This is a genomic window from Kutzneria kofuensis, assembly GCF_014203355.1.
GTDB classification, from domain to species: domain Bacteria; phylum Actinomycetota; class Actinomycetes; order Mycobacteriales; family Pseudonocardiaceae; genus Kutzneria; species Kutzneria kofuensis.
Genome location: NZ_JACHIR010000001.1, coordinates 8,312,939 through 8,338,867 on the forward strand (window position 1 = coordinate 8,312,939; position 25,929 = coordinate 8,338,867).

The 25,929-nt window shown below is 71.0% G+C and carries 11 protein-coding genes; all 11 read left to right on the plus strand.

The window, feature by feature from the left end:
* Positions 1-151 precede the first annotated feature (151 nt).
* Positions 152-4,189, plus strand: coding sequence for a non-ribosomal peptide synthetase (locus BJ998_RS37600; RefSeq protein WP_184868034.1), 4,038 nt, complete (start codon positions 152-154; stop codon positions 4,187-4,189).
* 651 nt (positions 4,190-4,840) lie between these two features.
* Positions 4,841-5,794: a ParB/RepB/Spo0J family partition protein gene (locus BJ998_RS37605; protein WP_184868035.1), complete on the plus strand. Its 954-nt coding sequence runs from the start codon at positions 4,841-4,843 to the stop codon at positions 5,792-5,794.
* A gap of 102 nt (positions 5,795-5,896) precedes the next feature.
* Entirely contained in the window at positions 5,897-10,780 is a 4,884-nt protein-coding gene (locus BJ998_RS37610; RefSeq protein WP_184868036.1) for a non-ribosomal peptide synthetase, read from the plus strand.
* A complete protein-coding gene (locus BJ998_RS37615; RefSeq protein ID WP_184868037.1) occupies positions 10,777-13,950 on the plus strand; it encodes a non-ribosomal peptide synthetase in 3,174 nt (1,057 codons plus the stop codon). The genes BJ998_RS37610 and BJ998_RS37615 overlap by 4 nt, the downstream gene beginning before the upstream one ends.
* Positions 13,947-19,244: a type I polyketide synthase gene (locus tag BJ998_RS37620; protein WP_184868038.1), complete on the plus strand. Its 5,298-nt coding sequence runs from the start codon at positions 13,947-13,949 to the stop codon at positions 19,242-19,244. The genes BJ998_RS37615 and BJ998_RS37620 overlap by 4 nt, the downstream gene beginning before the upstream one ends.
* A gap of 1 nt (position 19,245) precedes the next feature.
* Positions 19,246-21,459 (plus strand): lantibiotic dehydratase, encoded by a 2,214-nt coding sequence (locus BJ998_RS37625; RefSeq protein ID WP_184868039.1) that lies wholly within the window; start codon positions 19,246-19,248, stop codon positions 21,457-21,459.
* A 31-nt stretch (positions 21,460-21,490) separates the two neighbouring features.
* A complete protein-coding gene (locus tag BJ998_RS37630; RefSeq protein WP_184868040.1) occupies positions 21,491-22,456 on the plus strand; it encodes an ABC transporter ATP-binding protein in 966 nt (321 codons plus the stop codon).
* Complete coding sequence (locus tag BJ998_RS37635) at positions 22,456-23,223, plus strand: ABC transporter permease (RefSeq protein WP_184868041.1); 768 nt, start codon at positions 22,456-22,458, stop codon at positions 23,221-23,223. The genes BJ998_RS37630 and BJ998_RS37635 overlap by 1 nt, the downstream gene beginning before the upstream one ends.
* The gene (locus BJ998_RS37640; RefSeq protein ID WP_184868042.1) at positions 23,220-24,026 is read left to right on the plus strand and encodes an ABC transporter permease; all 807 of its coding nucleotides are present in this window, start codon (positions 23,220-23,222) and stop codon (positions 24,024-24,026) included. The genes BJ998_RS37635 and BJ998_RS37640 overlap by 4 nt, the downstream gene beginning before the upstream one ends.
* A gap of 3 nt (positions 24,027-24,029) precedes the next feature.
* Positions 24,030-25,085, plus strand: a complete 1,056-nt coding sequence (locus BJ998_RS37645; protein ID WP_184868043.1) for a MupA/Atu3671 family FMN-dependent luciferase-like monooxygenase — start codon at positions 24,030-24,032, stop codon at positions 25,083-25,085.
* Positions 25,072-25,893: a class I SAM-dependent methyltransferase gene (locus tag BJ998_RS37650; protein WP_184868044.1), complete on the plus strand. Its 822-nt coding sequence runs from the start codon at positions 25,072-25,074 to the stop codon at positions 25,891-25,893. The genes BJ998_RS37645 and BJ998_RS37650 overlap by 14 nt, the downstream gene beginning before the upstream one ends.
* Positions 25,894-25,929: the final 36 nt, after the last annotated feature.

Here is a 25,929-nt window from a genome sequence, read left to right on the forward strand (position 1 = left end):
CCACCGGCACTTTGGGAAAGCCGACCCGGTCGAGACGCTGCCACAAGGGGGGAACCATGTGGAGTAGTTCTGTTCGTGCTGCTCGAAGATTGTTCGGGGGCGATTCGTCCGCATCGGGCGGTGGACCGATCGCGCTCTGGGAGGCGCCCCTGTGAGCGGGGCTCGCATTCTGCCGAGTTCGCTCGCGCAGCAGCGTTTGTGGGTACTGAACCGGCTTGAGCCTCGCGATGCCGCCGACGTCGTGGTCTCGGTCTGGGAGACCGACGCCCCGCTCGACGTCGACGGGCTGGCCGCTGCGGCCCGTGACCTCGCCCGTGACCACGAGGTGTTGCGTACGGTGCTGCGGTCGGTGGACGGTCATGTCCGGCAGCTCGTGCTGGACCCGGCGCCGGACGTGGTGATCATCTCCCGCCCGGCGCGGTCGGTCGACGACGCCGTCGCCGTCGAGCTCGACGACGGATTCGATGTCGAATCGGGCCCGCTGTGGCGAATCTCCCTGGCACGGTTGGACGGTGATCGTCTGCTGTTCGTCGTGGCGATGCACGCGGCGATCGCCGACCAGCGGTCGGCCGACCTCGTCGCACGGCAGCTGATCGAGCCGAGGTCTTTGTCCGGTGTGGAAACCTCGACGTCACAGTCGATCTCCCCGGCCGAGTTCCTGGACCTCGTCCGGCGGCAGGGCGATGCCGACGAGGCGGCCGTCGAACTCCTCGAACACTGGCGATCACTTGTCACGAGCCGGCCGCCGGTGATCGACCTGCCGAGTGACCTGCCTCGGCCCAAGCTGCCGGTGCACCGCACGCGGCGAATTCCCTTGGCAGTGGACGAGGCCCGGCTGGCGCAGCTCGACGCGCTCGCGACCTCGTGCGACACGACCGTCGACGTCGTCCTGCTCACCGCCTGTGCTCTGACCATCCGGGCGTTCAGCCAGCGGGACGAGTTCGTGCTCGGAGTCTGGCACGATCACCGGCGCGACGGCGCCGGGCGCGCCCTGGGCCCGTTCACCGACATCCGGCCGGTCGCTGTGGACCTGTCCGATGTGCCGTGCGTCCGGGACCACGTCACGCAGCTGCGAGATCAGACCAGGGACCAGATGACCGTCCCCTTCGGACGCTTGGTGGAGGAGCTCGGCGTCGCCCGTGACCCGGGGCGGCATCCGCTGGTGCAGGTGGCGTTTTCCTATCTGGACAGAACCGCCGCGCAGCGGTGCGCGCCGGTGTCGACAAAGGTCGGTGCGAGCCGGCTCGACCTCGAGTTCCTCGTCGAACGCTGCGCCGACGGTCCGCGGGCCCTGTTGTCGTACGCGACCGATGTCTTCGACGCCGGCACCATGACCGCGATGGCGCGGACCTTCGACCTTCTAACAGCCGCTCTTGCCGGCTCGGCCGAGTCCGAATTGTCCTACGTGGACGATGAACACTCCGCGGCCGGTGCCGCTGCCACTCCGAGCGCCGCGGCCGGACACACGACCGTCGTGCACCTGGTGGACGAACAGGCACGGAATGCCCCCGACACGGTGGCTTTCGTGCACGGCACGGTCACCTGGACCTACCGTCAGCTCGTCGAACGATCCGAAGCGCTGGCTGACGCCCTGATCGACGCCGGTGTCGGCGACGGGGACATGGTCGTCGTGCACGGCCACCGGCGGCCGGACCTCATCGCCGGCTACCTGGCTGTGCTCCGGATCGGTGCGGCGTACGTGCCGATCGGGCCGGACATGCCGAGCGCCCGGCTGGCCGGGATCCTGGCCGACGCCGGGCCCAAGGTGGTGCTCACCGACCAGCCGGACGTCCCCGACGGTGCGTGGCGCTGCCTGCCGCTGGACGCCGAGGCCGCGACCCCGGCGCCCGGGAACCGGTCACGCCCGGGTGAGGTGGCCTATGTGTGCTACACCTCGGGGTCCACCGGCAAGCCCAAGGGCGTGGCGATCGAGCACGCGGCCCTCAGCCATTTCGTCGCCTGGTACCTGGACGAGTACCGGCTCGGCCCGTCCGATGTGGTCAGCTGGGCGACCGGCATCGGGTTCGACGCCTCCGTCGGCGACATCTGGCCGTCACTGGTCGCCGGGGCGACCATCGTGCTGCCCGAGGACGAGTTGCTGCGGTTGCAGCCGGAGGCGTTCGCCCGCTGGCTGGACGACGCCGGCGTGACGGTGTGCTTCCTGCCCTCCCCGCTGGCCGAGGCGTTCCTGGACAACACCGACCCGGAGCAGGTGCCGCGGCTGCGCTTCTTGCTGACCGGCGGTGACAGGTTCAACCGCCGGCCCTCGCCCGCGGCCTCGTACCGCGTGGTCAACCAGTACGGACCGACCGAGAGCACGGTCTGGTCGACCTTCAGCGTGGTGTCCGCCTCCGGTGACGGCGCGCCGACGATCGGAACGCCGATCCCGAACGTCACGGCCTACGTGCTCGACGGGCGGCGGCGGGTGCTGCCACGAGGCGCCTTCGGCGAGCTCTACCTCGGCGGGCCGCAGGTCGCGCGGGGGTACCTGAACCGGCCGGAACTCTCGGCCGAACGCTTCGTGCCGGACCCGTTCGCCGCGCAGCCGGACGCGCGCATGTACCGCACCGGGGACATCGTGCGCTGGACGGCGGCCGGCGAGCTGCAGTTCCTCGGTCGGTCGGACGGGCAGGTCAAGATTCGGGGCGTGCGGATCGAGCCGGCCGAGATCGAGGCCGTGCTGCTGAGTCATCCCGCGGTACGGGAGGCGGCCGTGGTCGCGCGCCCGGGTCGGACCGGGCAGCTCGAACTCGTGGCCCACTTGGTCCCGGGCGTGCACGGGGTGGCAACCGCCGACCTGGCAGCGCTGGTCAAGCAGTGTCTTCCCCAGGCGTTCTGGCCATCGGCGTACCTGCTCACCGACCGCTTCCCGCTCAGCGCCAACGGCAAGCTCGACCGAACCGCGCTTGCTGCTCGACCTCTGCCGGATGAGGCGCTACCCGGTTCGACACGTCCACCCGAGGGGCCGGTCGAGGAACTCGTCGCTCGCGTGTGGACGAAGGTGCTCAACCGGGACCGGATCGGCGCCGAGGACAACTTCTTCGCCCTCGGCGGCGATTCGCTGCTGGCGATCCAGGTGGTGTCCCAACTGGCTGCCGACGGCATGCGCGTGCGGCTGATCGACGTGTTCGACCAGCCGACGGTCGCCGAACTCGCCGCTGTGGTCGGCCGCGATGAGGCCGTCGCGGTGACACCGGTGATGCGTGCTACGGGCGCGGCGCTCGCCGTGGGCGCGCCGGTGGGCGGTCGGGTGCACGTCGTCCAGGTGCCTGACGGCATCGACACGAACGAGATCGTGAACGAGGCGCGGCGAGTGGCTTCCCGGCATGACGGGTTGCGTCTCCGGTTCGACCCCGACGGGCCGTCCGCGACTCTGTGCGGCGATGGCGTCGTGCACGTCGAGGCGTGCGACGACGAGACGACCACAGTGGACGAGCACGCCGCCCGGCTCGGGGCCATGACAACCCGTTTCGACGGCCCGGTGCTGGCGATCGTGCACATGCGTGCCGCGAGCCAACTGGTCATCGCCGCTCATCCGCTGTGCGTCGATCCGGAGTCCTGGCCCGTGTTGCTCGCGGAGCTCGCGGGTGGAACTCCTGGTGCCGGCACGGGAAAACCGTGGTTGGCCGCTGCCAACGAGGCCTACCGCACCACCACGGTCGAGCTGCTCGTCGCCGCCGCGGTGCTGGCGGTCGGCGAACGTCATGGCTGGTCCGACATCACGGTGGAGGTCGACAGCGACGGCCGCACGGATGGGGTCCCAGCGGTCGGACTGCACACCGCACGACGGCGTGTCGCGCTCAGCGTGGCCTCCGATGTCGCCGGCGTGATCACGGAGGCCAAGAACGCACTGCGGTCGCCCGAGAGTGGGGAACGCGCGGCCGGCGCACATACCCTGCGCCTGACCTACCACGATCCGCAGTGGGCGGACCTGCCGGCCGGGTGGCGGCGCATCCGGGAGATACGCCTGCCCACAGCGCAGGCCCACGACCTGGAGGTCGAGGTGACACCCGGTGAACCGAGTCCGGGTGTCGTGGCCTCGGATCGCTTCGAGGACGCCTTTCGGACGGCGTTGACGGCCGTGCTGGACCACTGCTCGAGTGTCCGCCCTGGTCAGTTCACCGCATCGGACTTCCCGCTTTTCAGCCTGGTCAAGCCGAAGGTGGCGGAACCGCGTCGATCACGCTGATCGGTTCGGGTCACCGGCTGTACGAATTGTCCCGTTCGGCGCATGGTTGATCGTTTCCGGCGGATCGAATCGCTGGTTTTCCACTGGTTCGCGGCCCGCCGGAGGCATCGGCGCGCGCGGCAAGATCATAACTGCGCACGTCGGTGGTGTCGTGCGCGCATCGATGTGAGCTGGGTGTTCGGCCACGGAGCTGAGCACTGCTCGTGATCATGCTCGCCGCCGGCGGTCACGGTTCGATCGGCGGAAATCGCTTCACCACCGAGACAGCAACGGGTCGGCCTGTTATGGTCGAGCCATCGCTGTCACGGATTTTCGGGGGGCAACAATGAACGCGGTTGGTTTGATCTGTTCGTCGCGCATGATCGTGACAGGTTCCGCCTTGCTGGGCGTCGCTGAATAGCCGGCTCAGCGCTCAGCTAATTCCCGACCGGGTCAGTTAATTCCCGACCGTCGTCGGTGTACAACGTGAAACCTGTCGTGCCCGGTGCGACAACGCCCGGGGCGACGTCGAATCCTGAGCGCCGGCCCGGTGGGCTCGGCGCGGGTGTTGCCGTGATCGCCTTTTCGTGTGAGGGAACTGTGGTTCGTCCTGGCTCTGGTGCCGTTGGTGATGTGACGGCGGAAATTCGTTGTGGTGATGAGGAAACCGCAATGCCCACGTTGCGGGTGGTGCCCGATCCCGTCGTCACGACGGTGCCGATCGACACGTTGCGGCCGGGGGAGCAGGTCCGGTCGGACGGTGAGGACGAGCACCATGTCGCGATGCTGGCCGAGTGCGGCCAGCGACTGCCGCCGGTGCTGGTCGATCCGGCCACCATGAGGGTCATCGACGGGATGCATCGGCTGAGCGCGGCGAGGCTGCGCGGTGAGAGCCACGTGGACGTCGAGTTCTTCCACGGCACCAGCACGGACGCCTTCATCGCCGCGGTGGAGCGCAACACCGTGCAGGGGCTCCCGCTGAGCCGCAAGGACCGGTTGAGCGCGGCCGCCAGGATCGTCGCTTCGCGTCCACAGTGGTCGAATCGGGTCATTGCCGCTAAGGTCGGCCTGTCGGACAAGACGGTGGCCGCAGTGCGACAGCGTTCGTCCTCGGACATTCCGCAGACGAACGTCCGGCTCGGCCGGGACGGCCGGGCCCGACCCGCCGACATCAGCGCCGGCCGAAAGCGCGCCGCCGAGTTCATCATGGACAACCCGCAGGCATCGCTGCGCGAGATCGCCGCGGCCGCGGGCATCGCGGTCGCCACCGCGCGGGATGTGCGGATCAAGGTCCAGGACGGCGTCGATCCGGTCGGCCGGCGGTGCGGTGGGCGACCGGCCGGCGGCGACACGCGCCGGCGAACCGACGACGCCCCGCCCGATGTCGCCGAGCTGGCAAGGGTCTTGTCCCAGCTGCGCACCGATCCGACCCTCCGCTTCACGGACGCGGGACGCATGGTTCTGCGCCTGCTGGACGCCCACCAGGTCGAGGCGCGCAACTGGCGCAGCCTGCTGGACCGGCTGCCGGCGCACTGCGTCACCAGGCTCGCGGACGCCGCCCGAAACTGCGCGCAGACCTGGCAGTTCGTCGAGTCGTACCTGCGTGACCGCACGGTCGAGGGTTGAACATCCCTTGGCACGCTGGAAATATCCGCCGCCGCGCAGTTGAATGGCGCTGCCGCAGGCGGTTGCCCGTAAGACTCCTGGGGTGACCTGTGAGGGGGCGTGTTGCCTAACCACCACACCGTGCTGACCCGCTTCGAGCAGCGCGTCCGTACCCATCCCGATCGGATCGCCGTCGTCGACGGTGATCAGCGAATCAGCTATCTGGGCCTGGCCCGGGAAGCTGCCCGGGTCGGGGCGGTCCTGGACGATGCGGGAGTGGCGCCCGGCGGGTTGCTGGGTCTGCGGATGGCGCGGTCCTGGCGGACGATCGCGGCGGTGCTCGGCATCTGGTCGCGTGGCCGCGGATACGTTCCTGTCGACCCGGACGCCCCGGAAGCGCGGCGTGCCCAGATCCTGGCCCAGGCGGGTCTGCGGCACGTGGTGGTGGAAACGCCCGAGGGTTACGCGGTGGACAGCCAAGCCACGACGGATGATGTCGCGACAGTCCCGGACGGCACTGCGTACGTCATCTTCACTTCCGGTAGCTCCGGCACGCCGAAGGGCGTGATCGTGAGCGACCGCAGCGTGTGCGCGCTGGTGGACGCGGCCAGCGCGACCGGCGTGCACGAGGCCGGGACGTGGTCGCAGGCGCATACCCACAACTTCGACTTCAGCGTCTGGGAAATGTGGGTGCCGCTGCTGGCGGGCGGAACCTGCGTCGTCGTGCCCGGCGACGTCGTCGCCGACCCGGAACGCTTCGTGGAGCTGTTGGGGCGGCACAAGGTGACTGTGCTCAACATCGTCCCGTCCGTCTTCCGAGGTGTGGCCGAGTTCGCGGCGAGTCGGGGGGTGACGCTCCCGGACCTGCGCGATGTCGTGTTCGGCGGCGAGGCGATCGACGTGGCGTCGGTGCGGCAGTGGTGGTCGGCCGGCGTGGCCGATCGCGCGGTGCTCCACAACATGTACGGCATCACCGAATGCACGGTGCACGTCACCACACACGCCCTCACACCGCAGAGCATCGCCGACGCCACCCCGGGCACGCCGATCGGCAGCGCGTTGCCGCATCTGCGAGTCATGCTGATGGCCGACGGAAAAACGGTGCCGGAAGGTGAGATCGGCGAGATCCACGTCTCCGGCGACGGTGTGGCCGACGGATACCTGAACCGACCGGACCTGACGGGGCAGCGGTTTGTCCGCGTCGAGGAGGACGGGTTCGCCCGGATCTGGTACCGCAGCGGAGACCTGGCCCGTCTGCTTCCCGACGGATCGCTCGTGTACCTCGGCCGGTCGGACGACCAGGTCAAGATCCGGGGAATCAGGGTCGAGCCGGGGGAGACCGAGACGGCGCTCCGATCACACCCCGAGGTGGACCGCGCGGTTGTCGTCGCCGTCTCCGCCGTGGACGGCGCACTGGAACTGGCCGCCGCGATCACACCGTCCGATGTGGACGGACCGAGGCCGGACGAGGCGGCGCTGCGCGACCATCTCCTGGCCCGGCTGCCGGCCGCCTTCGTTCCGGTCACGCTCAAGTGGTTCGACCGGTTACCCGTCACCGAGAGCGGAAAGATCGACCGGGCGCGACTGTCCGCCGAGTTGGTGTCGGCACGGCCCGCGCGTGTTGCGGCTTACGCGGACGGGCTCGACCGGCTATGGCACGACGCGGTCGGGGAGTGGCAGGACGCGGATGCCGGGTTTCTCAGCCTCGGTGGCCATTCCCTGACGGCCGCGCGCCTGGTCTCCGTACTCGACGACCAGTTCGGCGTGCGCCTTCCACTACGCAAGCTGTTGCAGGACAACATGTCGCTCAACGACCTGCGCGGCGAAGTCGGACACCTGCGGGAGCGGCCACGTGCCACCGTCACGGCGAGTTCGGGGCGGACCCGATGGAGGTTGACTTCCACTCAGCGGCGGATGTGGGTGCAGGACCGCATCGACCCGGATCCCGCTGCCTACAATGTTGTCGCGGCACTGCTGTGCCCGTCCGCCACGGATGTGGACGGGATCGTCGGCGCGTTGACCGACACGGCGGATCGACATGCCGCGCTGTGCGCCCGGGTCGAGCTCGACGCGGACAACACGCCCGTGTGGGTGCGGGATGACAGCCCGCTGTCGGTGCAACGCCGGACGGTCGAGCACGACGTCGACGACGAGGCTGTGGCCGAACACGCGCGGGCCCTCGGTGCGCAGTCGATCGACCTGGTGGGCGAGAGGCCGTTGCGTCTCGGGATCGTCCATCGCCCCGGCACCCCCGGCGTGGGCATTGTGTTGTCCCTGCACCACATCGTCGCCGACCAGCGTTCCGTCGAAGTGTTCTTCGACGACTTCGCGCGGGTGCACCGGGCACGCTCGACCGGAGTTCAACCGGATCCGCCGCCGGCCGCACCCGACACCGAGACCGAGCTTCGCGCGCCCGACTCCGAGAAGCTCACGCACTGGGTGCGGATGCTGGCGGACGCGCCTGACGGCATCGCGCTGCCATTCCGTGCGGGCGACGGCACGTCGGCCGGACATCGCGGCCATGTCAGCCGGACGTCCCTCGGCGCGGAGGTCAGCGCGAGCGTCGACCGGACCGCGGCCGGTGTTCCCTCGACGGCCTTCATGGTGATGTTCGCCGCGCTGAGCGTGGTACTGGCCCGGTGGTCGGGACAACGGACCCTCGTGTTCGGTGTGCCGGCGTCGCACCGCGGCTCGGCGGAGGACCACGACCTGGTCGGCTTCATGCTGGACACGCTGGCGGTACGGCTGGATCCAGCCGACGACATGTCCGTGGTGGACCTGGTCCGCCACGTCCGCGACCGCTTCGTCGAGGCGCTGGAGCACCGCGAGGTTCCTTTCGACGACGTGGTGGCGGCCCTTGGCCGGCGGGCCACCCCTGGGCGGACGCCGGTGTTCAACGTCTGGCTCAACGATCTCACCCGGGCCGCCGCACCACCCGTGATCGCGGGCGAGCGGGTGCGGTTCGTCGACCCGGTGCGGCCGGTGGCCCTGTTCGAACTCAATCTCTATGTCCGACGCGACGACGACGGCTATCTGGTCGAGTTCGTCGGCGAGGCCGCCAGGTTGCCGGCCGAGCTGGTGGACGAACTGGGCCGTCAGTTCGCCCATGTGCTCGACGAGATGATCGCGGCGCCAGATGCGACGGTGTCGGACCTGACGCTTGCGTCCGCGCGGCCGGCCGGACGTCTCGAATCGGTGGCCCACGCGGCCACTGAGATCGCCGACATGATCCAGGATCTGCTCGCCGAGGCGACAAGCCGTGGCGCCGCGATCGCCATCGAGGCGGCCGGGCGTCACCTGTCGTACGGCGAACTCGCCGACGAGGTCTCTGCTTTCGGCGCACGGCTGCACCGCGCCGGGATCGGGCCGGGTGCGGCGGTCGAGCTGCTGGTCCGGCGCGAGGTCGGCTTCCCCGTCGCGCTGCTTGCGCTGTGGTCGATCGGCGCGGTGCCCTGCCTAGTGGATGCCGAGTGGCCGGACAAGCAGCTTTCCGCCGCCAGCAGGATCGTCAACGCCAGCCACGTCGTCGGCACCGACCTGCACGTCGAGCCGACCGGAAGGGTCGTGCGTCTGCTGCCGGGAACGGGCCACGTCCTGTTCACTTCCGGCACGGCGAGTGAACCCGCCGCCGTGTTGGTTCCCGCGACGGCGCTGCCGGCAGCCATGACGTGGTACCTGAACAGGTTCCAACCGACCAGCACGGATCGAGTGCCGGTGTTCAGCGGTGTGGCGCATGACCCGGTGCTGCGCGACATCCTGGTGCCGCTGCTGTGCGGAGGGACCTGCGTCCTGCCCGGCGGCGAGGTCCTACGCTCGCCGGCCCGCATGGTGGATTTCCTCGACCATAACCGCGTGACGACACTGCACGCGACGCCGCCGCTGCTCAGGTTGCTGGTGGCGGCACTCGCCGACCACGACCGACGGCTGGACGCGCTGCGACTGATCATCTCCGGCGGTGCGCCGTTGGTCGCCGGGACCGTGCGCGCACTGCGGGAGCGGACGGCGGCGACGGTGGTGAACGCCTACGGGATGACCGAGTCGCCACAGATCGCCGCGTGCGCTGAGGCGCCGAACCCGCTGCCCGTCGATGATTTCGCGCAACTGCCCATCGGCTCGGGGGTGAACGGCACCACGCTGGCCGTTCTCGACGGTCGAGGGCGACCGACAGCGGTCGGTGAGCGCGGCGAAGTCGTGCTTGTCGGACGCAATCTTGCCTCCGGCTACCTCCCGGGCTCCGGGCGGCCGGGCGTCTTCACCACGGACGGCGGTGGCCACGTGTGCTCACTGCGGACCGGCGATCTCGCCCGGACCGACGCCCAGGGCTCGGTGCATCTGGACGGTCGGTCCGACCGGCAGGTCCAGATCCGGGGATTCCGGTTGGAGCTGTCGGCCGTCGAGGAGGCGGCACTCGACGATCCCGATGTGGACCAGGCCCTGGCCGCCGCGGTGCCGGACGGTGAGCACGATCGGTTGGCGCTCCAGGTCGTCCCCGCGGCCGGCGCCGCGCTGCGCGCCGACGAGTTGCGCGACCGGTTGCGTCAGCTGCTCCCCGCGTACGCCGTGCCGTCCGTGGTCGACATCGTCGACCAGATCCGGTTGAACGGCAACAACAAGGTCGTCTGGGACGAGCGGCCGCCGGCGGCGGTCGAGGCCGACACCGGCGACGACGACGTCACCGAGGCGATCCTGGGGTCCATCGAGCAGACCCTGGGCCGTCGGATCGGCCTCGACGTGAACTTCTTCGACGCGGGCCTGACGTCGATGGGCCTGCTGCGACTGCAGGCCCGGTTGGCGGACCGCCTCGACCAACCCGTGTCGGTGACCGGAATGTTCGACCACACCACCGTTCGCGCACTGTCCCGGTACCTGTCCGCCGACCCGGCCTCGGCACGGCATCGCCGGTCGTCGGCGGTGGACCGGGCGGCGTTGGCCGCCGCCGGCCGGGCCAGGAGAGACATCCGCAGGCGGATCATCGCCGCCCAGCGGACGGCAGAGGAGACGGAATGAACGTGGGGCTGCCGCCTTCCCCGACCGCGCGTGCCGGCGAGTCGGTCACGACCAGGGAGAACTCGCTCTGGCTGTTGAACCACCTCGTGCCGGACAGCGGCGTCAGCAACATCGCGCTCGCGTTCGGCGTCGACAGCCGGTTGCGCTGGTGGCCGCTTCAGGCCGCGGTCAGCCAGTTGCTGCGGCGTCACGAGGTGCTGCGCACGACGTACCACGACCGCGCCGGCACTTTGACGCGCACGGTGTTGCCCGCCGACGAAGCTGTGGTGGACGTGGACATCGTGCAGGTCGACTCGCAACGACTGGACGACGAGCTGACGGCGTTCGCCGCCGTTCCCTTCGAGCCGGACGGCGGGCTGCTGGTTCGGGCGGCGCTGTTCCTGTGCCCGGCCGGGGATGTGTTCTGCCTGGTCGCCCACCACCTGGTGTTCGACGGCCGGTCGGTGTCGATCGCCACCCGTGAGCTGGTCGAACTCGTGACAGCCGCTGCCGCCGAGCAGCCGGTGCCGCCGGCGCTGACCGGTGAGGTGCCGGCCCCGGTGCACCGGGAACCGGCGCGCTCAACCGTGGAGTACTGGCGGCAGGCCCTCGACGGCGTCGACGGCGCCAGCACCGCGCTGTCCGTCGGCGACGAACCGTCCGTGCAGTCGGATCTGCGTGGCGGCAGGATCCTTCACCACTTCGGCGAGCGGGCGCACGCCGCGGTGGCGGAACTGCGGGCCGGCCTCCGCGCCTCCGACCACGTCATCCTGCTCGCCGTCTTCCAGGCGCTGCTGGTCCGGCACGGCGCCGGCCCGGACGTGGTCGTCGGCTGTCCCGTCGACATCCGCGGCCCGGCCGACGCGGACACCATCGGGTACCTGATCAACACGATCGCGGTGCGCCAGCAGGTCACGGCCGACACGCCGTTCGCGGAGTTGGTGCGCCGGACCCGGGCCACGTTCCTGGAGGCGATCAGCCACGCCGACGCCTCGATCGACGCGGTGCTGGCCGAACTGCCCCGCCAGGTGGCCGGCTGGAAGTCGACGGTGTTCCGGCACATGTTCAACTTCATGGACGTGGGCGACCGGACGTCCGGGCCGCTGGATCGCATCGGTGCGCGCGGCGTCGACGTGCACAACGGCTTCAGCCGCTTCGACTTCGAGTTCTTCGTTCAGCGGGGTGCCAAGGGAACGACGGTGCGAGCGCTGTACGGCGCGGACGCCTTCACCGCCGCCGAGATCGAGTTGCTGCTGCAGCGTTACGAGGCGCTGCTCACGGCCGCCACCGCGGCGCCGGATTCGCCGATCGGCCTGCTCGACGTGTTCGGCGAGCTTGACCGCCAACTGATCGACGCGGCCAACGACACCGAGGCGCCGGTTCCGGTCGACACGGTGCCGGGGATGATCGCCCGCTGGGTGCTGGAGCGGCCGGACGCGGCGGCGGTGGTCGAAGCGGGACGGACCGTGTCCTACCGGCAGTTGTGGAGCCGGGTGCAGGATGTCGCGACGCGGCTGCGGGCGTGTGGAGTCGGCCCGGGCAGCATCGTCGGCGTTGCCGGTGAGCGCAGCGCGGATCTGGTCGCGGCGGTGCTCGGCGTGCTGCTGTGCGGAGCCGCCTACCTGCCGCTGGACCCGGAACACCCGCATCGCCGGTTCGGCCAGGTGATCGAGAACTCGGGCGTCGACGTGGTGATCGGCGATGCCACGGCCCTCGGCGCCCAAGGCGACGCGCTCGCCGACCTGACGACCGTGCCCTTGACCGACGACGGCTCGGCGGACCCGGCGCCCGTGGCGGTGGAAGACGCCTCGCTGATGGACGGGCCGGCATACGTGATCTACACGTCCGGCACGACGGGCGTGCCGAAGGGCGTGCGCATCAGCCACCGCAGCCTGGCCAACACAGTGGTCCACTTCGGACGGTTGCTCGGCGCGGACGGACCGCTGTCGACGGTGTGGCAGACGAGCTTCACGTTCGACATCTCGGCGCTGGAGCTGTTCCTGCCGCTGGCTCACGGCGCTGCCCTGGTAGTGGCCGACGACGTGACCCGGTCCGACGGCGCGGCCTTCCTCGACCTGGTCGGCCGGCACGACGTACGGGTGGTGCAGGCGACTCCGACGAGCTGGCACCAGTTGCTCGGCGACCAGGACGTCCAACTGGCCGGCCGCGTGCTGCTCTGTGGCGGCGAGCCGCTGACACCCGCCCTGGCCCGGCGACTGACGGCCACCGGCGCGCGCGTGTTCAACGTCTACGGTCCGACCGAGACGACGATCTGGTCGACGTGCGCGGAGCTGGACCGGACCGGCGTGGACGACGTGCACGTGGGCCGGCCGATCGCCAACACCACGGTGTTCATCGCCGACGAGTCGGGCCGCGAACTGCCCGTCGGACCCGTGGGCGAGCTCTGCATCGCCGGTGCCGGTGTGGCCGAGGGGTACCACCGCGCCGACGAGCTCACCGCCGACCGGTTCGGCTCGCACGGCACCCATGGCCGCTTCTACCGGACCGGCGACCTCGCGCGTTGGGACGTCGCCGGCCGGATCCGGCTGGTTGGCCGGGCCGACCGCCAGGTGAAGATCCGTGGCAACCGGATCGAGCTGGACGAGATCGAGTCGGTGCTCCAGGAGCATCCGGAGGTGACGGCGGCGGCCGTCGTACTCGAACGCGCCGGCGAGCCCGACGCGCGGCTCGTGGCGGTGGTGCAGGCGCAGGATCGTCCCGGGCTGGCCGCCGACCTGTGGGCGCATGCCCGGGCGGCGCTGGCGCCCGCCGCCGTCCCACAGGAGTTCCGTGTGGCGGCACGGCTGCCGGTCACTGCCAACGGAAAGCTGGATCGCAAGGCGGCACTGGTGGCGCTACCGGCGCTCACGGAGGCGGTCCAGCGGCCCGAGCCGACGGACGAGCGGCTGCGGAACCGCCTGGAGCTGTTGGTGCGGCTGTGGGGGCGAGTACTGGGCCGGGACGACACGACCGCGGACACCAACTTCTTCCTGCACGGCGGGCATTCGTTGCTCGGCATCTCGCTGCTGCGTCGCCTTCGGGAGGCGACATCGGTGCGGGTACGGCTCGCGGAACTGTTCGCGAACCCCACGCCCCGGGACATGTTGACCAGGTTGTCCGGATCTGACGCCGGTAAGCAGTGGCCGGCGGAAGCGCCCGGCGCGACATCACCTCGTGGGGGGACACGGTGACCGAACTTCTCGAACCCATCGCGGTCATCGGCATGGCCGGGCGGTTTCCCGGCGCACGCGACGTGACGGAGTTCTGGGACGTCCTCGCGGGCGGCGTCGAGTGCGTCAGGTCGGCCTCGGCCGACGAGCTGCTGGCCGTCGGCGTGCCGCCGTCGGCCCTCGATCACCCGGACTACGTTCCCGCGATCGCCCTGCCCGACGGCCTCACCGACTTCGACGCCGGCCTGTTCGGCTTCACGCCCCGCGAAGCGACCCTGTGCGATCCGCAGATCCGGCTGTTCCTGGAGACCGCCCACGCCGCGCTCGAGAACGCCGGCTACGCACCCGATCGGCTGGACTCGGTCGGCGTCTTCGGCTCTGCGGGCGTGAACCGCTACCACGAGGTGTACGGCCGATCGGCGGCCGATGAGCTGCGCAGCGCGTCCGGCATGTCGATCGGCACTCTCAACAACCCGGACTACGTCGGCACCCTCGTGTCGTACAAGTTCGGCTTCCGTGGTCCGAGCATGACCGTGCAGACGGCGTGCTCCAGCAGCCTGGTCGCCGCGCACCTGGCCGCGCAGGCGCTGCGTTCCGGCGAGTGCGACATCGCCGTTGCCGGCGGCGCGGATGTGGAGCTGCCGCTGGGACACGGGCACTGGTGGGCACCGGGCAGTCCGCTCAGCAGGGACGGTCACTGCCGGCCGTTCGACGCCGGGGCGACTGGCACCGTCTTCGGCAGCGGCGCCGGCGTCGTGGTGCTCAAGCTGCTCTCCGACGCGCTGGCGGACGGTGACGAGATCCATGCCGTCATCCGGTCCTCGGCGATCAACAACGACGGCTCGGACAAGGTCGGGTTCAGCGCGCCGAGCGTGCGCGGCCAGGCCGCCGCGGTGGTGGAGGCCATGGAGATGGGCGGCTTCGTGCCGTCGGACATCTCCTATCTGGAGGCGCACGCCACCGGCACCGAACTCGGCGACCCGGTGGAGCTGGAGGCCCTCAACCAGGCATACCGGCAGTTGGCCGGCGACGACTTGACGCCGGGGCTTGTCCCGATCGCCTCGGTGAAGGGCAACGTCGGCCACCTCGGCCACGCGTCCGGGGTCACGTCGCTGATCAAGGTCGCGCTGGCGCTGCGCAACGAGCTGATCCCGGCCAGCGTGAACTTCACCGCGCCGAACCCGAAGCTCCCCCTGGACGGATCGCCGTTCGTGGTCAACGACCGGGCTCGGCCCTGGCCCACCGCGGCCCATCGACCGCGGCTGGCCGGCGTCAACTCGCTCGGCATCGGCGGCACGAACGTGCACATGATCGTCGGGGAGGCGCCCGCCGTCACGCCGACGTCGACCGATGACCGACCCCGTCTGGTCGTCTGGTCGGCGAGGACCCGAGAGGCGCTCGACGCCTACCGACCGGCGCTGGCCGATCACTTCCGCACCATGGACACGGACCGGTTCGACGACGCTGTCGCGACGCTGCAACGGGGCCGCACCGAACACGCCGAGCGGGCCGCGGTCGTGGTGACCGACGCGGCAGATGCCGAGCGGGCGGTGCGGTCGTGGTCCGCGCCCGCTCGGACCACTGTGGACACCGTCGGCTTCCTGTTGCCGGGCCAGGGGACACAGTATGCGGGGATGGCGCGCGAGCTGTACGACCGCGACCAGACCTTCCGCGCGACCTTCGACGAGTGCCTGGACAACCTGCGGACCCACGGCGCCGACGTCCGCGAGCACTGGATCGCCGCGGACGACGCCGAACTGGCCGACACCCGCCTCGCCCAACCTCTGCTGTTCGCCGTGGAGTACGCACTGGCCACCATGTGGCAGGCGTGGGGGGTACGCCCGAACTGGTTGCTCGGCCACAGCATCGGTGAGCTCACGGCGGCGGCGGTGGCCGGTGTCGTCGATCTGCCGGACGCCGCGGCGCTGGTCGCCGGACGGGCAAGGTCGATGGCCGCGGCGGAGCCGGGGGCGATGCTCGCCGTACGTGCCAGCGAGGACGAGATCGCCGCGCACCTGTCCGACGGCGAGCTGAGCATCGCAGTGGTCAACGGGCCGCGTCAGGTCGTGCTGGCCGGTGCCGAGGACCGCATCGACGCCTGCGCTGGGCGGCTGCGCGACGCCGGCATCGCGGTGCGTCGGCTCAGGACGTCACACGCATTCCACAGCGGCCGCATGCGCGCGGCGGAACCCTCGTTCCTCGCCGCGTTCGCCGGAGTCGCGCTGCGCGCGCCTCGGATCCCGATCGTGTCCGCGGCCACCGGTGCCCCGATCAGTGACGAGCAGGCGACCGACCCGATGTTCTGGGTGGGCCAGTTGAGCCGGCCCGTGCTGTTCGGACAGGCGTTGGACACCGCGTTGGCCGACCGCTCCGCGCTGGTGGTCGAAGTCGGTCCCGGTCGCGTGCTCACCGAACTGGTGGGCGACCGAGCGGTGGCTGTGCCGTCGTTGCCGTCCGAAGCCGGCAGCGACTGGCAGGCCGTGTTGGACGCCGTGGGCACGGTATGGCGCCATGGCACGAGCGTCGACTGGTCGGCGATCGACCAGGACCGGCCGCTGCGTCGCACCGTTGTGCCCGGCTACCGGTACGAGCGCCAGCGCTACTGGCTGGACCCGGTGGCGGCGCCGACCGAGGCGGAGCCGCAGGAGGTCGTGGCCGAGGGACCGGCGGCAGGACCCGGACCCGTGGTGACGGGCGTGGCCAGTGAATTCACCGTGCCCACCTGGGTTGTCGTCGATCCCGTGCAGGGCAACGACTTCGAGCACGGCGACACGGCCGTGGCGCTGCTGCCGTCCGACCGGGACAGCGCGGTGGAGCTCATGGTGGCGATGCAGCGCGCCGGGTTGCGGGTGGTGCCGCTCTACGAGTCGACGGAGTTCCGCGCGCTGCCGGACGGCTACGAACTCGGCGCCGATGTCGACGCCGGGGTTGAGCGTGCACTCACCGACCTGGCCGCGCGTGGCGTCGCCGTGCGGCTCCTCGTGCACGCGCTCGGCGCGGCCGGGTGGGAGGCGCCGAGCACCCGGTCGGTCGACCGGCAACTAGCCCAGTCCTTCCACAGCCTGCTGTCCCTGGTCCGGCACGGTCACCGGCATGCCCTCGGTGCTCTGCCCGGCGTCGTCGTGGTGACACGGAACTCGGTGGACGTTTCCGGCGACGAGGGCACGGAGCCGGTCAAGGCGACGATGCACGGGGCGATGCTCAGCCTCGCCGAGGAGGAGCCGCGCGCCAGCTACAAGCTCGTCGACCTCGGACGTTCCGTGGACGAGGACCTGCTGGTGGCCGAACTGTGCGCGAGTGGGCGCACCGAGTTCGTCGCACTGCGCGGGGCACGCCGGTGGCTGCGCGGACTCCGGCCGTTCGAGGCTTCGCCCGGCGGTGACCGCACCTTGCGTCGCAACGGCGTCTACCTGATCACCGGCGGTCTCGGCGGCCTCGGTCGGGCCGTCGCGAGGGAGCTGGCGGGTACCGGGCTGCGCCCGACTCTGTTGCTGCTCGGGCGGTCCGCCGAGGCCGATGACACCCGGTATCGGGCCGAGATCGAAGCCTGGGAACGGATGGGCAGCCGCGTCGCGGTGCTGCAGGCGGACGTGACCGACGTCCGCGGGCTGCGCCGGGCCCTGGACATCGCGGCCAGCAGGTACGGCGCGGTGAACGGCGTGTTCCACCTCGCCGGCGTGCCGGGCGACGGGATGCTGCACGTGCGCTCCGTCGCCGATGCCGAGCGGGTGCTGGCCCCCAAGGTGAAAGGCACCCTCGTGCTGGCCGAGGTGCTGGCCACCCGGCCGGCGCTCGACTTCTTCGTCGCTTTCTCCAGTCGAGCGGCCCTGGCCGGGCATCGCGGCAGCGGCGACTACGCCGCGGCCAATGCCTTCCTGGACGCGTTCGTCGTGACCGACGCGTTGCCCGGGTGCAGGAAGATCAGCATCAACTGGCCGGCGTGGCACACCGTCGGTATGGCGGTGCCCGCGCCGCCGGCCGGAGTGGTCCGTTGGCGGACCACCCTGCGCCCGGACGCGTGCCCGGTTCTCGACGAACATCGGATCAACGGCCGGGCGCTGCTGCCCGGCACCGGTCACCTGGACCTGATCGTCCGTGCGTACCGGGAAACCGTCGCCACCGACGAGGAGATGGCCGTCCGGGTCGAAGACGTCGTCTTCCAGCGGCCCTTCGTGGTCCTCGCCGCGCTCGACTGGGAGATCGACTTCGAGCCTCACGCGGCGGGCGGACACCTGTTCCGAGTGTGTTCGCAACTACCGGGCGAGGACCGCGTGGTGCACGTCCAGGGGCGGATCGGCGCGTGCGCCTCCGATCCCGAGCCGTGCGACCTCGACGCGCTGCGCGACCGGATGCCGGACACGCAGCCGCCGCCGCGACGGCTGCCGGGACGGCGGATGTTTCTGCTCGGCCCGCGCTGGTCGAACGTGACCGCGATCCGGACGGGCGGGGGATCGGCGTCGGAAAAGCTCGTGTCGCTCGCCCTGCCCGAGGTCTTCGCCGCGGAGGCCGGGGACCACTGGCTGCACCCCACCCTGCTCGACTCGGCCACCGCACACGCGAGGGACACGACCGACGGCTTCTTCCTGCCGTTCGGCTACGAGTCGGTGACCGTGCACGGCCGGCTCGGGCCGGAGTTGGTCAGCCACATCCGCCGTCAACCCGGCGGCGACGAGCTGATCCGGGCGGACGTCGACGTGCTGGATCCGCACGGTCGCCTGGTCGTGGCCGTCACCGGCTTCACCATGCGCCGCGTCACCGACACCGCGTTCGCCGACCAGGAGCCGGTGGCGACGGTGGCGGCGGATGAGGAGCCGGCCGGCATCGATCCCGACACCGGCACCAGGATGCTGCTGCGGCTGCTGGACTCGCGCCCGCCCCGGCAAGTTGCCGTGAGCAGGCACCGCGGCGGTCGGCCCGTTCCGGAGGACCTCGCGCTGTCCGTGACCCACGTGGCACCACCCGCCGTGGCCGAGCCCGTGCACACCGCCCGACCCGTGGTCGCCGAGGCGACTGCGCCCGAGACGATGGCGCTCCGGCCGACGCCGGACACCAGCGCGACAACCACTGCGGAACCGGCGGCGCCGGACGGCTCCCTCGTCGGGCGGGTGACCGCGGTGTTCGCCCGGTCGCTGGGCATCCCGGGCGTCGACGCCGGTGACGACTTCTTCGAGCTCGGCGGCAATTCGCTCACCGCGGTCGAGGTCATGAGCCAGATCCGCAAGGAGTTCGCGGTCGACCTGAGCATCGCGGCGCTGTTCGACTACCCGACGATCGGACAGCTCGCCGAGGAACTCCAACGGCGGGGCGTCGCGTGACATGACCGCGATCATCGACGTGAAACCGGAGGCGGCGGGGCATCTCGTCGACCTGACCGAGGGCTGGTCGTTGTGGCGGCAGGCCGTGCTGCGCTCCGCCGGCATGCCGTTCGAATGGCTGTCCTGCCTGTCGGACGAGACGTTGTCGGCGCGGGACCGGATCGCCCGGCTGCTCGGGCACGAACGGTTCCTGGAGGCGTTGACCTGGCAGAGCCCGGCCGTCGTCGCCAACTGGGTGGGCGACTACCTGGCGACGGGCCGGCTGGCCCGGGCCGGGCAGCGGGAGGCGCTGCTGGCCCGGTACGCGCAGCGCTACTGCGCGAAGAACGACACCATCGGCTTTTTCGGTCCCGTGGCCTGGGCGGAACTCGACGAGGCCGGCGACCCGCTCGAACTCCATGGCACGGTCGAGACCAGGCGCCATAGCGTGCATCTGGAAAGCTGGGCGGTCGCGCTCGTCGCCAACTCATGGCCGCGGGAGCAGCAGCCGGTGCGCGTGCACCCGGCAGTGTCGTGGCGAGACTCGTGGGCCTGGCGTCCGCGACGACGACCGCACCAACTTTCGCCGCTGGCGGCGGAACTCTTGGCCCGAGCTCGTGACCAGTCGCTGCGTGCGCTGGTCGCCGAGGTCACGGCGGGCACAGGTGTCGAGCCAGCGTCGGTGGCAGCCGAGATCGACCGGTTGGTCGAGGCGGACGTGCTGGTCGTGGGCTACCGCGTGCCCCTCGACGGTGAACCCGAGAGGCACCTGCGCGCCGACGTCAGCCGGGTCGCCGACGAGCCGGACCGCCAAGGAATGCTCGCAACCCTCGACCGGCTGAGCGGGTTGCGTGAGCGGCTCGGTGAAACGGTGGGCCGGCCGGCGGAGGTGTACGAGGCCCTGACCGAGCTGACCGCCGGCGTTGCCTCCGCCAGCGGCCTGGACCGGGTCGACGCCGCCCGAAGCGGACAGGGTGGCCGCGCTGTGGCCTATCTGGACAGTCGGCGGGACCTCGACGTGGTGATCGGCGGGGAACTGATCGACAAACTGCGCGAGCCGCTGGGAATCGCGCTCGACGCCGCTCGTTGGCTCGCCGCGGAGGTGGGCGACGCGGTGGAGGAGCTCCTCTGGCAGCGGTACACGGAGCTCGCCGCGAGCGCCGACCCGGTGCGGCTGTGTGACCTGCAGTTCGCGGCGGCGGACGTGCTTTCCGGCGCTCCGGGTACCGTCGTCCACGACGTCGCCGAGGACTTCCTGCTGCGGTGGAAGGAAATCCTGGCGGCGGGCGAGCATACGGACGACGGCCGGGAGATCCGGCTCGACCTCGCGGCTGTCGCCCCTCTCGCGGCCGTCCTGTTCCCGCGTCGCGAGCCCCGGTGGCAAGCCGCCCGGTGCCACAGCCCGGACCTCATGCTCGATCACCACGGCGGGACCTGGCGTTGGGTACTCGGCGAGTTGCACGTCGGCCTGAACACCATGGAGAACCGGGTGTTCCACAACCAGGCCGACGATCCGGCCCGCCTCGCCGCGGCCGTCGCCGCCGACATGTCGGCCGGGCGGATGGTCGCGTTGCAGCCGTGGAACTCGCCCGAGGTCAGCTCGCGCACGTATCCGCCGCTGGCGGTGCACGTGCCCGACAGGTACGTGTACTGGTCGTTCGGCAACGACGTGGGCTCGCCGGCCGGTGCCGCGCTGCCCGGCACCGAACTGCTGGTCATGGCCGACGGCGACAGGTTGGCGGTGCGCCCGGAACGCGGCGGCTGGCAGGCGTCGCTGCTGGAAGCGTTCGGCGAGTTCCTGTCCGCGCTCGTGGCCGACCGGTTCGCGATCCTCGCCGCCGACCAGCACCAGCCGCGCGTCTGTCTCGGCGACCTGGTGCTGCGGCGGGAATCCTGGACGATCGCCGCCGCGGACATCGTGGCGTGCGCGGGCCCGGGCCGGCTGCGCGCGCGGCTGACCGAACTCGGCGTGCCGGTCCACTTCTTCGCCCGCACGCCGGCCGAACGCAAGCCGTTCTACGTGGACATGCGGTCGACAGCGCTGTTGGCCAACGTGACGAGGGCAGCGCGGTTGTGCGAAGGGGCTCAGGTGGTGATGAGCGAGATGCTGCCCGGTCCCGAGGGACTGTGGTTGCGCGACGACGCCGGCAACGGCCACACCGCGGAGTTCCGGGTGGTGGCGGTCGACGAGGCCGCGGCGCCGCCGGTCGTATTCGAGCGCGACGGGGGACGGTGACGGCAGTGTCCGCCATGATTGGAGCGATGAGATGAGCGGTGCCCCCGTCGAGGTGGTCGACCTTCGGCGCGAGTACATCGCGAAGGGCAGGCGCCGGGACACCCGGCGCGTGGTCGCCCTCGACGGTGTGTCCCTGACTGTGGAGCAGGGCACGGTACATGGTCTGCTCGGCCCGAACGGCGCCGGCAAGACGACACTGGTGAAGATCCTCTCCACCATCCTGCTGCCGACCTCGGGCACGGCGACGGTGTTCGGCCACGACGTCAGCACCGAGCCGATGGCGGTGCGGCGGTCCATCGGGCTGGTGCTGGGCGGCGACCGCGGCCTGTACGGCAGCCTGACCGGGCGGCGCAACCTCGAGTACTGGGCCGCGCTGTACGGCCTCGACGCCGGGCAGGGCCGGCGGCGGGCGGGCGAGCTGTTGGAACGGCTGGGGTTGGCCGATCGGGCGGACACCCGCGTCGAAACGTACTCACGGGGGATGAAGCAGCGCCTGCACCTGGCCCGCGGGCTGATGGGCGACTCGCGGCTGTTGATCTTCGACGAGCCGACCGTCGGCATGGATCCGGTTGCCGCCAGGGCCTTTCGCGAGCTGGTCCGAGACCTCCTTGCCGACGGCCGGTCGATGCTGCTGACCACCCACGACATGGCCGAGGCCGAACAGCTGTGCCACCAGGTGACGCTGATCGCCGACGGCGCGGTGCTCGCGACCGAGTCGCCGCGCACGCTGTCCGGCTGGATCGACGCCTACGAGTACGTCGACGTCGACCAGGTGCCCGGCGCGGTGGTGGACGAGATCGCGTTGCTGGACGGGGTGGCGGAGGTGACATCCCGGCCGGACGGCGGCGCGCGGATCTCCACCGTCGCCGCCGGAACCACCGCCGTCGTGCTCCGCAGGCTGCTCGACGCGGGCGTGACCGGGATCCGGACCGGACGGCCCAGCCTGGACGAGGTCTACGTGCGACTCATCGGCGACCGCGGACTGGAGGTCTCCTGATGCACGCCCTGCGCGCGGCCTTCGTGCTCCAGTTGGGTCTGCTACGGGCCAAGCTCGGACATGCCGGTGTCCTGGTCGCGATCCCGTTCTACGTGCTGATCTTCTTCTCCATCGTGCGGTCGAACGGCCGGGCCGACCTCGACTCGGCCGCCCTGCTTGCGCCCGCACTGGCCGGCATGTGGACGCTCGGACTGCACTTCGCCGGTGACATCGTCGACGGCGACCGTTGGGACGGCGTGCTGGAGGCGGTGCTCGCCGCACCGACCTCGTTGGTGCGAGTGGTGCTGGGCCGGTCGGCGGCGATCGGCCTGGTCAGCCTGCTCGGCTTCGTCGAGGCCCTGCTGTTCGGCCTGCTGTTCTTCCGCTCGGCGCTGGCGGTCGGCCACCCGTGGTGGTTCACCGCCGCGCTGCTGGCGACCACCTTCGCGTCGGTGTGCACGTGCTCGCTGATCGCCGTGGTGTGCGTGCTCGGGAAGTCGGCGCTGTCGTTCAAGAACTCGCTCATCTACCCGATCTACGTGCTGGGCGGCGTTTTCCTTCCGGTGGTCTACCTGCCCGGCTGGCTCGGCGTGCCCGCCAGAGCCGTGTACCTGTCGTGGAGCTCGGATCTGTTGCGGGCGGCGGCGTCCGGCGCTCCGCTCGTGGATCCGGCGCCGGCACTGGCCGCGATCGTCGGCCTGGGCGTCGCCGCGCTCGTGATCGGCGCGGTGGTGTCGGAACTCGTCGTCCACAAGGTGCGCAGGAGCGGAAGGGTCCTGGTGTCATGACATCACCCGTCGCCGCGGCCGCCCGGGTCGGCCGCCGGGCGTTGCTGATCGGTTTCGCCGACTTCCGCAGCAACCACACCGCGGCCGAGTGGCTCGGCGGCTGGGCGCTGCGCCTGGTGTTCCAGGTGGTCTTCTTCGCCAGCGCCGGCCTGCTCGTCGGCGGCGACGAGACGGTCCGGTACATGGCCGTGGGCAACGCGCTCGCGGTCGGTGTGATCGAATCGGCCACGTCGGTGCTCGCGCTCGGCTGGGAGCGCGCCAGCGGGCGGTTGGCCCTGATGATGGCGACTCCCGGCAACCACGTCGCCGCGCTGCTGGCCAGGCAGGGCAGTGCCCCGTTCCAGGGACTGCTCAGCTCGACCGTGGTGTTTCTCGTGGTGTGGGGGCTGTTCCGGCTGCCCGTGCCCGGACCGTCGGCGCTGCTGCTGCTCCCGGTGGCGCTGCTGACGTTCGTGTCGGTGTACTGCTACGGCCTGCTCATCGGCGTGGTGGTGATTCGCCGGCCCAGTGCCGGCTGGGCCGCCCTGAACGTCTCCTACCTGCTGCTCATGACGTTCTGCGGGGTGAATGTCGCTCCCGGGTTCTGGCCGGGACCGATCACCACGGTGGCGCAGGTGTTGCCGGTGACGCACGGAATCGAGGCGTTCCGCGGTCTCCTGGCCGGGCGGCCGCTCCCGTGGGTCGCGGCTCAGTCGGGACTCGAGCTGCTGGTCGCCATGGGCTGGCTCGCCGCCGCCGTGCTGGTCCTGCGGGCGAAGCTGGTGGCCGACCGGCGGGCCGGAACTCTGGATTTCGGGGGATGAGCGATGGACTTCAGCCTGTTCTACTTCGCCGACGACGCCGACCGTGACGGCGCCGAGTCCCGCTACCGGCTGCTGCTGGAGGGCGCGCAACTCGCGGACCGGTCCGGACTGGCCGCCGTGTGGACGCCGGAACGGCACTTCCACCGGTTCGGCGGCGTGTACCCGGACCCGGCGGTCACCGGCGCGGCGCTGGCGACCGTCACCGAGCGGATCCAGATCCGGGCCGGCAGCGTCGTGTCGCCGCTGCACGACCCGCTCGAGGTGGTGGAACGGTGGGCGGTGGTGGACAACCTGTCGCACGGCAGGGTCGGCCTGTCGCTGGCATCCGGTTGGCACGCCACCGACTTCGCCACCCGGCCCGAGGCGTTCGAGCGCCGGCGCGAACTCGTGGTCGAGTCCGTCGAGCAGATCAGGCAGCTGTGGGCAGGCGTTCCGGTCAAGCGCACGGACGGCGGCGGTCGTACGGTCGAGGTGCGCGCCTTCCCGCCGCCGGTGCGCGGGGCGTTGCCGCTGTGGCTGACCAGCGCGGGGTCGATCGAGACCTTCCAAGCCGCGGGACGACTGGGCGTCGGCGTGCTGACCTATCTGGTCGGACACACGCTGGCGGAACTGGCGGACAAGATCGCCGCTTACCGGGCAGCGGCCAGGGCAGCGTCGGGTGACAGCTGGGCGGGGCACGTCGTGCTGATGGTCCACGTGTACCTGGACCGGACGATGGAGGACGCCAAGGAGGCGGTGCGCGGGCCGCTGCGCAACTACCTGCGCAGTTCGCTGGACCTCAATGCGCGCTCGACTCGGCGCGGCGCGGGAGAGGGGACCGAACAGATGAGCCCCGCCGACGCGGAGGCTCTGGTCGACCGGTCGCTTGCGGGCTACTTCTCCCATCACGGCGTCTTCGGCACGGTCGACTACGCCGCGACCCGAGCCGACGAGCTCGCCGGGATCGGGGTCGACGAGATGGCATGCCTGATCGACTTCGGCGTCGCGGACGAGGTGGCGCTGGCATCGGTGCGGCGGATCGCCGAGCTGAACCGGGAGTTCAACGGTGAGCCCAGCTGAGCAGACGAGCCTGGGCGTCCGGCAGTTTCGGGAGCGCGTGGCCGCTCAGCGCGCCGAGCACTACCGGCGACTCTTCGGTCCCGTCACGGCGTCCGTCCTGCCGGCGTTGGCCGCTGCTGCCGGACTCGGCGCCGGCGGTAGGGCACTCGACCTGGGATGCGGGGACGGCCGGCTGTCGGCGATGCTGACGGGGCTCGGCTGGTGCTGCCTGCCGGCGGACCTGTCGATGTCGGCGATGCGGTCTGAGACCGGTCGTATTCCGGTCAACGCCATCGTCGCCGACGCGATGGCGCTGCCGGTGGCCGATGGCGCCGTCGAACTCGTGGCCGCTGCCTTCCTGACGCCGCATCTGCCCGACCTGCACCGCGGTCTGGCCGAGATGCGGCGGGTCCTGTGCCGGGACGGACGTGTGGTTCTCGCCGGTTGGAGCCGTCCGGCTCGATCGCCGTTCAACGGCCTGCTCGTCGAACTCATCCGGGACGGCGCGGGCCCGGCGGACCGCTCGGCGTTGGACGAGTCCGTCAGGCGGGCCGATCCGGAGTGTGTGGGCACTGAGCTCACGCGGGCCGGATTCACCGATGTCCGTGTCGACGCCGTGCCGACGACGGCACGGATCGCATCGCCGGAGGTCTGGTGGGACGGGCTCACGCGGGGCTCCGGCGGAATCGCGTTTCTGCTGCAGCAGCGCACGCCGTCCGATCGCGAGGACATCCGTCGGAGGTTTCTCGCCGAGGCGGCGAAGTTCGTGCAGGGTGCGGTCGTGTCCGTGGCCGCCGAGGCGTTCGTCATCGCCGCGACGGCGGCGTGAGCCGATCACATCGCTGTCGTTTCCGCAGTTGTCACA